This window comes from Flavobacterium sp. RSB2_4_14, assembly GCF_051547085.1.
Classification (GTDB): Bacteria; Bacteroidota; Bacteroidia; order Flavobacteriales; family Flavobacteriaceae; genus Flavobacterium.
On the sequence record NZ_JBPTTL010000002.1, the window covers coordinates 367,379 to 381,278 of the forward strand.

At 33.3% G+C, this 13,900-nt stretch carries 13 protein-coding genes and 1 other RNA gene; 6 read left to right on the forward strand and 8 right to left on the reverse strand.

Features of this window, described 5'->3' with window-relative positions; all coding sequences use genetic code 11:
* Positions 1-119: 119 nt before the first annotated feature.
* Positions 120-1,541 carry an ATP-dependent DNA helicase gene (locus ACSVH2_RS07635; RefSeq protein ID WP_438092568.1) on the reverse strand — a complete coding sequence of 474 codons (1,422 nt, stop codon included), beginning with the start codon at positions 1,539-1,541 and terminating at the stop codon, positions 120-122.
* A gap of 185 nt (positions 1,542-1,726) precedes the next feature.
* On the opposite strand from ACSVH2_RS07635, the gene ACSVH2_RS07640 reads away from it, so the two are divergent.
* Together ACSVH2_RS07640 and ACSVH2_RS07645 are read left to right on the forward strand one after the other, a co-directional pair.
* Positions 1,727-2,539 carry a DUF3822 family protein gene (locus tag ACSVH2_RS07640; RefSeq protein WP_438092569.1) on the forward strand — a complete coding sequence of 271 codons (813 nt, stop codon included), beginning with the start codon at positions 1,727-1,729 and terminating at the stop codon, positions 2,537-2,539.
* Complete coding sequence (locus ACSVH2_RS07645; RefSeq protein WP_438092570.1) at positions 2,536-3,114, forward strand: RsmD family RNA methyltransferase; 579 nt, start codon at positions 2,536-2,538, stop codon at positions 3,112-3,114. The genes ACSVH2_RS07640 and ACSVH2_RS07645 overlap by 4 nt, the downstream gene beginning before the upstream one ends.
* Here ACSVH2_RS07645 and ACSVH2_RS07650 read toward each other — a convergent pair whose 3' ends face one another.
* The 3 genes from ACSVH2_RS07650 to rnpB all read right to left on the reverse strand — a co-directional run bounded on the left by ACSVH2_RS07650 (position 3,115) and on the right by rnpB (position 3,986).
* The gene (locus ACSVH2_RS07650; protein WP_438092571.1) at positions 3,115-3,417 is read right to left on the reverse strand and encodes a type II toxin-antitoxin system RelE/ParE family toxin; all 303 of its coding nucleotides are present in this window, start codon (positions 3,415-3,417) and stop codon (positions 3,115-3,117) included. It lies immediately after the preceding gene.
* A 3-nt stretch (positions 3,418-3,420) separates the two neighbouring features.
* Complete coding sequence (locus tag ACSVH2_RS07655; protein WP_438092572.1) at positions 3,421-3,636, reverse strand: hypothetical protein; 216 nt, start codon at positions 3,634-3,636, stop codon at positions 3,421-3,423.
* Between the two features lie 36 nt (positions 3,637-3,672).
* Positions 3,673-3,986: RNase P RNA component class A (gene rnpB, locus ACSVH2_RS07660), an RNA gene on the reverse strand.
* 148 nt (positions 3,987-4,134) lie between these two features.
* On the opposite strand from rnpB, the gene dnaX reads away from it, so the two are divergent.
* On the forward strand, positions 4,135-5,217 hold the full coding sequence (dnaX, locus tag ACSVH2_RS07665; RefSeq protein WP_438092573.1) for a DNA polymerase III subunit gamma/tau: 1,083 nt from the start codon (positions 4,135-4,137) through the stop codon (positions 5,215-5,217).
* Positions 5,218-5,254: 37 nt separating this feature from the next.
* On the opposite strand, the gene ACSVH2_RS07670 is transcribed toward dnaX, so the two are convergent.
* A complete protein-coding gene (locus ACSVH2_RS07670) occupies positions 5,255-5,479 on the reverse strand; it encodes a hypothetical protein (protein ID WP_438092574.1) in 225 nt (74 codons plus the stop codon).
* 7 nt (positions 5,480-5,486) lie between these two features.
* Between ACSVH2_RS07670 and ACSVH2_RS07675 the strand changes: the two genes are divergently transcribed.
* Positions 5,487-5,897, forward strand: coding sequence for a DNA polymerase III subunit gamma/tau (locus ACSVH2_RS07675; RefSeq protein ID WP_438092575.1), 411 nt, complete (start codon positions 5,487-5,489; stop codon positions 5,895-5,897).
* Between the two features lie 187 nt (positions 5,898-6,084).
* Here the strand turns inward: ACSVH2_RS07675 and ACSVH2_RS07680 are convergent, their stop codons facing one another.
* Genes ACSVH2_RS07680 through ACSVH2_RS07690 form a run of 3 tightly spaced genes read right to left on the reverse strand, consistent with a single transcriptional unit; the run spans position 6,085 to position 9,595 of the window.
* Positions 6,085-6,975 carry a Ppx/GppA phosphatase family protein gene (locus ACSVH2_RS07680; protein ID WP_438092576.1) on the reverse strand — a complete coding sequence of 297 codons (891 nt, stop codon included), beginning with the start codon at positions 6,973-6,975 and terminating at the stop codon, positions 6,085-6,087.
* Complete coding sequence (gene ppk1 / locus ACSVH2_RS07685) at positions 6,975-9,107, reverse strand: polyphosphate kinase 1 (RefSeq protein ID WP_438092577.1); 2,133 nt, start codon at positions 9,105-9,107, stop codon at positions 6,975-6,977. Before ppk1 ends, ACSVH2_RS07680 begins: the two co-directional genes overlap by 1 nt.
* A 2-nt stretch (positions 9,108-9,109) precedes the next feature.
* Positions 9,110-9,595, reverse strand: a complete 486-nt coding sequence (locus ACSVH2_RS07690) for a SixA phosphatase family protein (RefSeq protein ID WP_438092578.1) — start codon at positions 9,593-9,595, stop codon at positions 9,110-9,112.
* A gap of 621 nt (positions 9,596-10,216) precedes the next feature.
* On the opposite strand from ACSVH2_RS07690, the gene ACSVH2_RS07695 reads away from it, so the two are divergent.
* Both ACSVH2_RS07695 and ACSVH2_RS07700 read left to right on the forward strand, forming a co-directional pair.
* Positions 10,217-10,759, forward strand: coding sequence for a hypothetical protein (locus ACSVH2_RS07695; RefSeq protein WP_438092579.1), 543 nt, complete (start codon positions 10,217-10,219; stop codon positions 10,757-10,759).
* A 23-nt stretch (positions 10,760-10,782) separates the two neighbouring features.
* Positions 10,783-13,900 (forward strand): hypothetical protein (locus tag ACSVH2_RS07700; protein WP_438092580.1); only part of this gene is annotated, 3,118 nt, incomplete at its 3' end.

Sequence of the window (13,900 nt, forward strand, 5' to 3'; positions counted from 1 at the left end):
CTCCATACTTTGAGCTAAAAAAATAAAAATAATTCCGCAAAGTCAGGATACATTTGCGGAGCATTTCTAAGGACTTAATACACCTGACAGTTTTTTAAAACCTGTCAGGTGTGGAATTCTCACTCCACAAAACTCTCCTCTTTAAACCCAATCAAATACAGCTTGTCTTTAGCACGCGTAACAGCAGTGTATAACCAGCGCACATAATCCACGGTAATGCCATCGGGTAAATAAGGTTGTTCAATAAAAACGGTGTTCCATTGTCCGCCTTGACTTTTATGGCACGTAATAGCATAGGAAAATTTTACTTGCAGCGCGTTGAAATATTCGTTGTTTTTTACTTTTAGGAATTTGCGGTATTGTGCTTCGCCTTCATAATCTTTAAGTACTTCTTGGTACAATCTATTGCTTTCGTCAAATGTTAAGGAAGGCGATTCGCTGGTAATGGTGTCTAATAAAACAATGGTTTCAAAAGGTTTTTGGTTCGGATAATCCACCATTCTGATTTTGACATTGGCAAACTTAAAGCCATACAATTCTTTGAAATTAAATATCTCCAAAACCTCTACAATATCACCATTGGCAATAAAACCAGCTTCGTCAGTTTCCTTGAGCCAAAAATAATTGTTCTTCACCACCATCAAATAATCGCCCACAGAAAGTTCACTTTCTTTATCCAAAATCCTAGTTCTGATTTGTTGGTTGTATTGGTTCGCTCTTTTATTGGAACGCACTATAAAACAGGTGTCTTCAATGCTGTAATTATTATAGGCACTTTGAATAGCATCTTGAATATCAAAACCATCCGTTAGCCGAACAATATCTTTGAACCCTTTCATGTTAAACTGAAAGGTATCCACAAAAGAACTTTTCAGAATTTCGCGCAACTCGGTAGCATTAAATAATATCCCCGATTTTTCTTCCTGACGCATTACTTCGTCGAGTTCGATAGAAAAAACTTCTTTGTTGTAATGCAATGCCAAAGCATCAGTATCTAAAGCTGGACTTACATCCAATTGAACTGGCGGTAATTGTGCCGTGTCGCCAATCAAAATCAACTTGCAATTGTTTCCGTTATAGACATAGGACATCAAATCGTCTAACAAAGAACCATTTTCATAGAGCTTCGACTCGGTATTCACATCCGAAATCATGGAGGATTCATCTACAATAAAAATGGTGTTTGTATGTTTATTGGCTTGCATCGTGAAAGACACGCCGCCACTTTTCCCTTTCTTTGGGAAATAAATTTTCTTGTGAATGGTAAAAGCAGCTTTGTTGGAATAATTAGCAATCACTTTTGCAGCACGACCAGTTGGTGCCAACAACACATACTTTTTGTTTATGAAAATCAAGTTGTTTACAATAGTAGAAATGACGGTTGTTTTTCCTGTTCCGGCATATCCTTTTAGTACAAACAATTCGTCCTTATTGGTATTGATCAAAAAAACAGAAATCATTTGAAAAAAAATATCTTGTTTTACTGTCGGTTGAAACAAAAACTGCTTGTATAAAAGACTGTAAAACTGGCTGGAAGTCATAAATAGTGGTGATCAAATTTGAATTTCAAAGATAGACTATTCAATGTCAATATCAATGACAATGTCAAATTCAAAAAGCAAACTCAAAAATCAAATTTTGCAATTAAAATTGATATTGATTTTTGAATTTGACATTGAATTTGTTTTCGTAAGTTTGCGCTATTCCCATAAAAACGGATTGAACCATGTGGCAAAACACTAGCGTAATCGATAAGACATACAAAAAACTAGCAATTCAGGTTTCTTTGAATGGTTTGTCGTTTGCTACATTCGATACAATATTGAATAAACCATTGACTTTACGAAAAATAGAAATTGGAAATGTGTCTATCACTTCAAAAATTGAAGATTTATTTGCCACAGCTTTTCAAAACTATCCTGAACTCAAAGCAGGATATGATGAAATTGTCATTATTCACAGTAACAATCTATCTACTTTTGTGCCAACGGCGTTGTTTGACGAGGAATATTTAGGCAGCTATTTGCAATTCAACACCAAGGTTTTTGAAACCGATTTCTTTGCTTTTGATGAATTGTCCAACTACGAAATGAACAATGTATATATTCCGTATGTGAATATGAACAACTATTTTATTGATCAATTTGGCACTTTTGATTATAAACATGCCAATAGTATTTTGGTGCAAAAATTATTAGAAGTTTCTAAGAATAACGAGGAGAGAAAAATGTTTGTTCACGTGAGCGAAACCCATTTTGAAATTATAGTTATCCAAAACCAAAAACTACAACTCTACAACTCCTTTGATTATAAAACTGCAGAAGATTTTCTTTACTATATATTATTCACTGCCGAACAATTGCAGTTGAACCCTGAAAGTTTCAAATTGGAATTAGTAGGTAAAATTACCGAAGGCGATTCCCTTTATAATATGGCCTATAAATATGTGCGCAATGTTGCTATGATGGATGTAAGTGGGATGCAAAACTCTTATACTGAATCGGAAAACCGCGAACACTTCATACTTTTACACTCATGAGAATAATCTCGGGCAAATACAAAGGCCGAAGAATAACACCACCAAGAAATCTTCCTGTTCGACCTACAACTGACATGAGTAAAGAAGCGGTATTCAATGTATTGAATAATCATTTCAACTTTTCAGAACTCATAGTATTAGAACTTTTTGCTGGCACAGGAAGTATCAGTTATGAATTTGCTTCTCGTGGTTGTTCACCAATACTTTGCGTAGATGGCGATATGGGTTGTGTAAATTTCATTAAGAAAACTGCTAAGGAATTCGACTTTGATATTACAGCCATCAAAAGTGATGTATTCAAATTTCTAGAAAAACATCATGGCAACTATGATATTATCTTTGCTGATCCTCCTTATAATTTAGAACAAAAAGACTTTGAAAAATTGATTGAACTTATCTTTGAAAACGAATTATTAGATGAAGAAGGCATGCTAGTGGTTGAGCATTCCAAATACACCAAGTTAGAACATTTGACAAATTATTCGTTCCAAAAAAACTATGGTGGTTCGGTTTTCACTTTCTTTGAATTTGAAGGTGATGATGAAGAAGCTGAGGATTTGGAAGATGAGGATTGATTATATTTCTCTCAACAAACTATCAGGATTTTGTCTTGTATCAAAAACTGTAATAATTTCTATTTCCTCTTTTTCTAATAAAATTCTATAATAAAATGTTGTTTGTTTTGATACTACACATTTATAAACTTCTCTAAAGTCTTTGGTTTCAGGACAACTTTCTGGAAATTTAGAAATCATTTCGATTTTTTTATTCAACTTCTTTAAAAAGTCATCTTTTGTTTTATCATTCCATTTGACTTTTAAATAATCAGTCAACAATAAAAGTTTTAATTCCGCATTGTGCGATAAATAAACTTTCATTTTTTATGAAATTTTCTTCAAAAATTCAGAATATTCTATTCGTTTTCCATCGTTCAAATCTTGAATGCCTTTTTCAATATCCAATTTTTGTGAAGGTGTTAATTCTGTTAAAACATTCTCTTCCGATTTGATGAAATTTGAAACCTTTTCAATGAATTCAGAATTTTCAATACTTAATATTAATTTGACTAATTCTATTTTTGAAGTTTGAATATCCATAACTGTAAATTTTAATCAAATTTAATAAAATATTTTAAAAAAAGCAGACCTATAAGCCGGATTCTGTATTCCGATAAATCGGAACCCTTATCATTTATCTAGCCCAACAATTACTCATTGGATCGAGCTTCCTACCCTTCGACAACGGACGAGTAATCCTTAAATGCCGATATACTTGGAATTTCACCGCATAGAGTTTACCTGGTTTCACTACAGCATTATCTGTACATACTTTCTGTTGCACTTGTCCTCGCCTTTCAACGGTTGGGCGTTACCCAATATGCTACTCTTTGGTGTCCGGACTTTCCTCTCTCGTCTTTTAGGACGAGAACGATAAGGCGGTCTGCGGCGCAAAAGTAATGATTTAAGATTGAAGATTAACGATTGAAGATTTAAGAATTAGGATTTAGGAATTGTTACTATTCTTTTTGATTATTTGGAATTTGGCGTTTGGGATTTGGAATTTTTAAATCTATATTTGTAATCCGATAAAATCCTATGGAACAATTTGTAGTATCAGCTCGTAAGTATCGTCCGCAAACATTTAAAGATGTTGTTGGACAACAAGCTATTACTAATACTTTGCTCAATGCCATAGAAAATAACCACTTGGCTTCTGCCCTATTGTTTACGGGACCAAGAGGTGTTGGAAAAACTACTTGTGCACGAATATTGGCGCGTAAGATTAACCAACCCGGTTATGATGATCCGTTTGAGGATTTTGCTTTCAATGTATTTGAATTGGATGCAGCCTCTAATAATTCAGTTGACGATATTCGCAATTTGATTGACCAAGTTAGAATCCCGCCACAAACCGGACAATACAAAGTGTATATCATTGACGAGGTACACATGTTGTCTTCGGCAGCTTTTAATGCGTTTCTAAAAACTTTGGAAGAACCGCCAAAACACGCCATTTTTATATTGGCAACAACCGAAAAACACAAAATCATTCCTACCATATTATCGCGTTGTCAAATTTTTGACTTCAAACGCATCACGGTAAAAGATGCTAGAGAACATTTGGCTGAAGTAGCCACTAGTCAAGGGGTGCAATTTGAAGAAGATGCCTTGCACATCATTGCGCAAAAAGCTGATGGTGCGATGCGTGATGCCTTGTCTATTTTTGACCGTGTGGTTTCTTTTTGTGGAAATAATTTAACACGACAAGCCGTGACTGAGAACTTAAATGTTCTGGATTATGAGACCTATATTACTATGACCGATTTGATTTTGGAAAATAAAATTCCTGAAGTTTTATTGGCTTATAATGAAATATTGGCCAAAGGTTTTGACGGTCACCATTTTATTGCCGGATTGGCATCGCATTTCAGAGATTTATTGGTAGCTCAAAATCCAGTAACCCTTTCATTATTGGAAATGGGTGAAGCGGCGCAACAACTCTACGGACAACAAGCACAAAAAGTTTCGCAAGATTTTCTGTTAAAAGGAATTGACTTGGCTAACGATTGTGATTTGAAATATAAAGTTTCCCAAAACCAACGCTTGTTGGTGGAACTCACGCTAATGCAACTCAGCTCTATCACTTTTGATGGAGAAAAAAAAAAGCTGACTTTATAATTCCACCGACTTATTATCGCAATAACGGATACTCTATTCAAGAAGTACGAAATACAAAGTACGAAGTACAAGTAGAAGAACCTGACACGAGCACTAGCGAACTGCCACAGGAAACTCGCAACCCAAAACCCAAAACTATAAAGGCTGAAGAACCCGACAAGAGCAGAAGCGAACTGCCGCAGGAAACCCGAAATCCGCAACCTGCAACTACCACTAACCAACCTAAAGTTTCTGCTTTATCACTCGCTAGTATTAAGGCCAAAAAAGAAATGGCTGAAGCCCAAAAATCGTTGGTGAAAGAAGTAGTTCATTTGCCTAACGAACCCTTTACCGAAACCGAAATGCTAGAGCAATGGCTCAAATATGCGCAACGATTGGAAGATAAAGGTTTTCGTATTGTAGCTTCGTTATTGACCATTAATGACCCAATACTTGAGGGAACCAAAATCATTCATGAGTTGCCTAACGAGAGTTCGAAAATAGATTTTGAAAAAGAAAAACCCGAACTATTAGGTTACCTTAGAGGCAAGTTGCACAACCACGATATTGTCATTGAAGTGAGGGTAAATGAAACGTTGGTTTTGAGAAAAGCATTCACCAATCAAGATAAATACAATCGATTAGTGGAATTAAATCCTAATTTAGAATTGCTGAAAAAAATGTTTGATTTGGATGTTTAAATCCTTTTTTTCTTAAAAACTTTTCCCCAGTAAATTAAAAATATTCCAATACTAAGTACAATCCTTAAATAGTCACGGTAGTTAGTTTCAAAACTCAAATCAGAGAAATTCAAACTTCTAATTGTAGTAATCAAGACTACAACTGCAATAATCATTATTAATATTTGAAAATATTTCATGGATTTTATTATATTGTTCCTTGATACATGGCTTTCACGATTCCGTCAGCCAAACCTATTTTTGGTACATACAATTGTCTTGCACCACTCCATTTCATGGCGTTTAAATAAATTCGAGTCGCAGGTATAATTACGTCGGCACGGTCAGTGTTCAATCCTAATTCGGCAATACGCTGCTCATAGGTTAGCGAATTTAAATATTGGTATTGGGAATTTAAATACAGATAAGACAAGGGCTTGTCTTGCATTTTTCCCGACATTTTGAAAATTTTATTGATGTTTCCACCCGAACCAATTAGGATTACATTGTCATAATCGGCAGAATTGGCTTTAATCCATTTTTCTATTTCTTCCCACACGATGTCGCAAACCATATTGTTGAGTAAACGAACCGTTCCAATTTTGAAGGATTTAGAAACTATCATTTTGCCATCACTAAAAAGAGAAAACTCGGTGCTTCCACCACCAACATCAACATAAAGATAGGTTTGATCGGTTTTCAGGAAACTGTGCAAATCAGATGATGCGATAATGGTAGCTTCAATTTTACCATCAATAATATCAATATCGATGTTGCATTTTTCAAGGATAGTTTTGGCAACTTCTTTTCCGTTATACGCTTCACGCATGGCTGAAGTAGCGCAAGCTTTATATTTTTCAACTTTATATACTTTCATCAAGAGTTGAAACGCTTTCATGGCATCTATCATTCTATCAATATTCTCTTCGGAGATTTCACCCACTGTAAAGGCATCTTGTCCTAAACGAATAGGCACACGAATCAAGGCACTCTTGTTGAATTGGGTTGCTGCATCATTTTGTTCTACAATATTGGTAATGAGCAATCGCATAGCATTGGAACCTATGTCGATAGCCGCATATTTTTTTATTGTAATCATTAAATTATATCTGTTTTAGGGTTAAGATTAATCTTCTCCGCACGATCATAATAGTAATTGTACGTTTCATGTTGGGCGCGGAAAATAGGTTCTCCATTAGCACGAATTCTGTATTTATTTTCAAACTTTTCTGAATGATAACGTGCTTTTACATTTCCTTTCCAACCAACATTAAAAGTATCTATAATTTGTTTTTTGATTTCTTCATCATAAATAGGACAAGCTACTTCTACTCTTCCTTCAATATTTCTTGTCATAAAATCGGCAGAGGAAATAAATACTTCTGGATCATCATTATTACAGAAAATGAATGTTCTGGAATGCTCTAAATAATAATCGACAATACTGATTGCTTCAATATTTTCACTCATTCCTTTTACACCGGGAATTAACGAACAAATTCCTCTTACTTGCAATTTTATTTTTACACCTGCATTACTGGCTTCGTACAATTTATCTATCATTCCATAATCGGATAAACTGTTCATTTTTAAATTAATATACGCTGGTCTTCCTATTTTGGCATTATTTATTTCTCTGTCAATTAGTTTATAGAATTTTGAACGCGTATAATGTGGTGAAACGATTAAATGCTTGTATCGGTGAATTCTATAATTAACATCAAAGAAATCAAATACTTTGTCAACATCTTTCAAAATCTGTTGATGACAAGTCAATAAGGTCAAATCGGTGTAAATTTTGGCAGTAGATTCGTTGAAATTACCTGTAGAAATAAAACCGTAGCGTTTTAACTTTCCGTGTTCAATTCTATCAATTACACAAATTTTACTGTGCACTTTCAATCCTTTAATCCCAAAAATGAGCTCAATTCCTTCTTGTTGCATTTGCTCTGCATAGGAAATATTACTGGCTTCATCAAAACGCGCTTGTAACTCAATCTGAACAATCACTTTCTTTCCGTTTTTTGCAGCATTTATAAGTGAACTTATTATCTGAGAGTTTTTTGCAAGTCGATATAAAGTGATTTTTATAGAACTTACTTTTGGGTCCAAAGCGGCTTCTCTTAGAAACTTTATTAAATAGGAAAACGACTGATATGGCGCATATATTAAGTAATCCTTTTGAGCAATTTTATTTAAAATACTTCCATCCAAAGATAATCCTTCGACTGGAAGTGGCACTCTTGGTGGATATAATAAATCAAATCGACCTAGATTTGGAAAATTCATATAATCACGGCGGTTGTGATATCGTCCACCAGGAATAACTCCATCAGAGGCATCAATTCCCATTTTGTTCAAGAAAAATTTCAGTGTGTCTTTGTCAATTAATTGGTCATAAACAAAACGAACTGGTTCGCCTATTCTTCTATCTTTTACAGAAGTGGCAATTTTTTCCAACATACTTTTACTCATGTCACTATCAATATCTAACTGAGCATCTCGTGTAATTTTTATCATATGAGCTGAAATACTCTCGTAGTCGAAAATATTGAAAATACTACTCAAGTTGTAACGAATAATATCATCTACCAAAATCAAATATTGCTTTCCATCTTTTATCGGAAGTTCTACTATTCGATTGGTGTTTTTGGGAATTTCAATGATGGCATATCTTATTTCAGGTTTTGCTTTTACCAAACCTAGCAGTTTTGCTTTTTGTTCGGTTTTCATTACCAATTTGATAGCCAAATAACCGGAAGTGTCTTTCAATAATGGAAACTCCGCTAAATCATTAAGTATAATGGTAACAAGCTCAGGACTTATTTTTTGGATAAAATAATCTTTAATGAAATTCTCATGTTCGGGCAAAAGTTGTTTTTCATTAATTATAATGATGTCTTTTTTTTCTAATTCTTTTTCAATGAGATTTAAGACTCGCAAACTTTCTGCTTGTTGTTTAATCACAATTTCGGTGATGTCTTTTACTAATTGTTGAGCAGAAATACCACCAAGAATTTTTTCACCAGAAACACCTGTTAAGCTAAGTCGTCGGACTGCAGCAAAACGAACTCTGAAAAACTCATCCAAGTTATTGGAAAAAATACCTATAAATCGCAATCTTTCTAACAAAGGAACTGACTCATCTGCAGCTTCTTGCAAAACTCTAGCATTGAATGCTAACCAACTCTTTTCTCTGTCTATATATCGAAAACTAGTTTCTGTACTCATATTTATTTTAAATCTCTTGGGAAAATGACTTTATTAGTAATTCCTTTGGCTATGGTTCGCCAGCTATTTGTTTCAAAAGTTATAGCAACAAAACCAGAGGTAGAAACGTTATCAATTAAAATGCTCCCAAATTTATTGACAAAATTCGTAATAGCCTCATTATGTCCAAAAACAATTAAATTATCATAATTATCTAGACAAGATTTAATAATTTCTTCTAATTTTCTTTCATCAAAAGTGTATAATTCTTCTTTAAAAACAATACTTTCTACAGGATAGGATATGTTTTGCGCAAAAATCATAGCTGTTTCTGCGGCACGCTTAGCTGGACTACTCCAAAGCAAATACATTTTTGGAATATGCTTATTGATTTCTGATGATACTAAATGGGCATCAAGTATTCCTCTATTGGATAAAGGTCTATCAAAATCTCTGAGTGGAGCATCCCAACTTGATTTTGCATGTCTAACTAAGATTAACTGTTTCATAATTAAAAATCAAAAGTATTGAAAGCATAAATTTAAACTATTAATACTAATAATGAAAGTTTAACGTAAAGGATTATTAAAAAAAATACAGAATTTAGAAAAAAATGAACATTGGTTTTAATTAAATACAACATTGTCTGTTTAACGTTTACCCTCTTTTAAAAAAAAGCATATGTTAAAAATATAAAATGTTATAAACAAATTATCAACATATCATTTTTTTGTAGTATTTATTGCCTTAAAAATGTTAATTTACGTATTTTATCTATAAAATTTGCATTTTATCGATGTTTTTTTTGGCGGTTTTAAAAAAACATTTTACTTTCGAATTGTGAAATAGTATAAAATCGAAATAATAACCCCAAAAAAACCAAAAAAGTATGTCAAGAATCAAGGAAAAAAAAGCAAATCTCTTAATCAAAAGATAGCATTTTGAAAGAAAATTGTCATTTTAACGAGTTTTCGTGTTGTTTGTAGAAAAAATGATGTTTAGAATAATATAGTCTATAATTTTACACTCAGATAGTATAACCCAAAATATTATATCCCCATATGCCTACATCTAAAATTCAAGCCCAGAATGCAATTTTCAAAAAAAATTATTCTACTAAATCTAATTGTATGAAAACAAAAACTATTATTATCCTACTGCTTACATTTTACAGTGTAACCATCTCTGCTCAAAGTTCAAATAGAATTACAGAAGCAGTTCCATCTATGACTGTTATGGATATTGACGACTTCTTAGCGCCTACAAATGGATTGCAAAGAACGGCAAGTCCGTCTACTGCTAATTCATTGAATGTTCAAAACGTAAAAAGTTTAATTTATAATACTCAACCTTCTATTTATTATTTCTCGGGTGTTGAAAAAGTATATGGTGAAAAACCGAAAAACCTTTTTACAGATCTTAATTCGTTAAGTAATTTAAACAATGCTATTTCTTTAAAAAATAATATTGAAATTATTACTATCAAATTAGAAAATGCAAATCAATTGAATTCATCTATCAACTTGGAATTGTTTTCTAGCTTTAAGAATTTAAAATATATTTATATAGTATCAAGTTTTGATACTAATGCACAAGCTATTGCAAACATGATAGTGGGAATTAATGAGCAATATAGTGTTTTTTATAATGTAGAAAAAGGAGACACTAATTAATAATTGAGATAAAAAAAGAATATATGAAAAATTTATACTTTAATTCAATCGTAACAAAGCTTAAACACATTGCAATATTATTGTTAATTCTTTCGGGAATTTCCAATACTGCAAATGCACAAGTAAGAAAAGCTTTTACTCAAAGAACCTCATTATATACTCCTAACAAAAAGATTTATAATCTAAAAGGAGACTTTACAATGTTGGGGAATACTTGTTTGACACCTCAAAACTATGGTCCAACAACCAATAATAATGGGCAGTTTATGACTTACGTTGATACAGATGGTGATCCAAATACTTTCAACTCATCGTCTTCAACATTAGTTTTATCAACAGAAAATGGAGCAATCCCAGCTTGTTCTGATATTGTGTATGCTGGTTTGTATTGGACTGGAAAATCCTCTCCAAATGCTACTTTCGACGTAACAAAACCAATTAAAACTCCGCAATCAGTTAACAATAATTTAAATATTGTTCACAATCAAAATGTTGGTAGTACTACAAATCCAATTTATACAACCAATTATACTCTATCTGTAACAAGAGGTGGTAATAATAATAACTACTATCCGATATACACTTTTTCTGGAAATGGAAATACGTATGCCTTCAGATTTTATAATAGCTCTGCAACAAATAGAGTAACTCTTTCGGTTAATGGTGGATCAGAAACAAATATTCCTGTAACTGTCAATGGAGCAAATACTCAAGCAACACTTAATACTCCTTATGCAATAACTGATGGAACACTTACGATAACTATCAGAAGTCTTGTTCGTCTTGCTGGAACTAATGAAAGTGCTAACAATATTCAAAACAATTCAAATGCTAATGTTAATGTTACTGGAATAGCTCAAGTTGTGACAGGTAATTTGACTAAAACATACAATAAAAGAGTTGTTTCTTTAAAAGGACCAGGTGCTTCTTCTTATACTCAAATTACTGCTGCAACTAATGACATCTATTATCCTTCAGGAACTGATGATGATATTTTTTCAGCTTATGCTGAAATCACTGATTATGTAAAATCAGCTACTACAGGTGGTTTAGGACAATATACAGTGGCTGACATGGCTCTATTAGAGGGTAATGTAACAGGAACTGGTTATTCTGGTGGTTGGGGAATGATAGTTATCTATGAAAACTCAAAAATGAAATGGAGAGATGTAACTATTTTTGATGGTTATGCCTATGTTCAATCAACAAACACTACTGGTTATGATTTACCTGTTTCTGGTTTTAATGCTGTCCAAACTGGAAATGTTGGAATGAAATTAGGATTAATGGCGAGTGAAGGTGACGTAAGTTTTACTGGTGATTATTTTAGAATAAGAAACCTCAATACTACTAATTATACTAGTTTAAGTCATTCAGGAAATACAGCTACAAACTTCTTTAATTCCTCTATAAATTCTGGTGGTACTAGAAATCCAAATTTAGTTAACAATACCGGTATTGATGTTGCCATGTTTGACATTCCTAATACTGGAAATACTATCATTGGTAACAATCAAACTTCAACAAATTTTAGATACGGTACAAGTGGAGACACCTATTCCATATTTACAATTGCAATGTCTGTTGATGCCTATATCCCAGAATCTGAAGGAATAGTATCGCTTTTATCACTAAACAACAATCCTCCTGTTTTACCTTACACTGTTGAACCAGGCCAGGAAGGTGAATTAAGTATTGATATCAAAAATTTAGGTACTGAAGCAATTAATAATTTCAAAATAACAATCCCTATACCATTTAACGCTAGTTATGTACCAGGAAGTGCTGTGGGTACCATATTCAGTCCTCAAACTACACCTTCTCCAAATAATGTTCAATTTTTTCCTAATCTTGGAGCAACAGGTTCATTAGTATGGGATTTTGGAACTTTAGTTTTACCAACAGATCCAAATACGGTATTGGCTAAATTGAGATTTAGACTTAAAGCAACCACTGATTGTACAATATTGAATAATGCAACTTGTGGTAGCTCTATACTCGCTGAAGGTAGTATGAGTGGGACTGGTGCAATAACAGGAGTTACATTTGGTGGTAAAAAGATTATACGCGGATATGGTTTAAGTGGACAATGTATTGGTAGTCCATTACCTGATCCATTTTCCGTGAAAATTGAAGCTGCTAATTATGTACAACAAAATTGTCAAAACACACCATCAATTAGAAGCTTTTCCTATTGTAGTGAGAATACAAGTGTTGGAACATCTGAAATTGCTCCATTTTTTCCTCCAGGATCAAAATTCTACAATGAATTTCCGGTTACAATAAATTCAATCCAATACACTGATGCTAACCCTATCCCTCTAGTGGCAGGTTCAACGGTAACTTATTATGCTGTTCCACCAAGTACAGTTGAGACATGTAACTTCCCTTTCACAATTTCAAAATGTCCTGCAATTGTAGCACAAAATGACACTTTAGCTGGTGGAAATGGTACTACTGGCAATTTAAATATTGGAAATGTTTTAAACAATAATGGTAATGGTGCTGATACTTTAAATAATATACCAGCTACTATAGCTCAGGTTACTATCTCAGTAACAACTCCTGCAACACCAATTGGTGCTCCAACTAACCCAGTACCTTTTATTAACACTACAACTGGCCAAGTTTCTGTCCCTGCTGGAACTCCTGCTGGAACTTATACTATTGTTTATAATTTATGTGAAATAAATAATAATACCAATTGTGATCCAGCTACTGTTACTATTACAGTTACCGCACCTGCTATTGATGCGGTTAATGATACTTATACAAATGTTATTTGTTCTACAACAGGTATCATTGGAAATGTATTAGCAAATGATCTTTTAAACGGTGTAGCTCCAACTCTTGGTAATGTTAATTTTACTTTAGTTTCTGGTGCTTATCCTTTCGTTTCTATAGATAATAACCTAAATATAGTTTTATTGTCAGGAATTCCATGTGGGCAATATGTATTTACTTATAAAATATGTGAAAAATTAAATCCAGCTAATTGTGATACGGCTACAGTAACAATATCTATTATAGATACTACTGCACCAACTTGGTCTACAACGGCTGGTTCGCTTAATGCAACTATCGAATGTAGTAACACTGGGGAGATTGCTGCTGCCCAAGCGCAATTCCCAGTAGCTATTG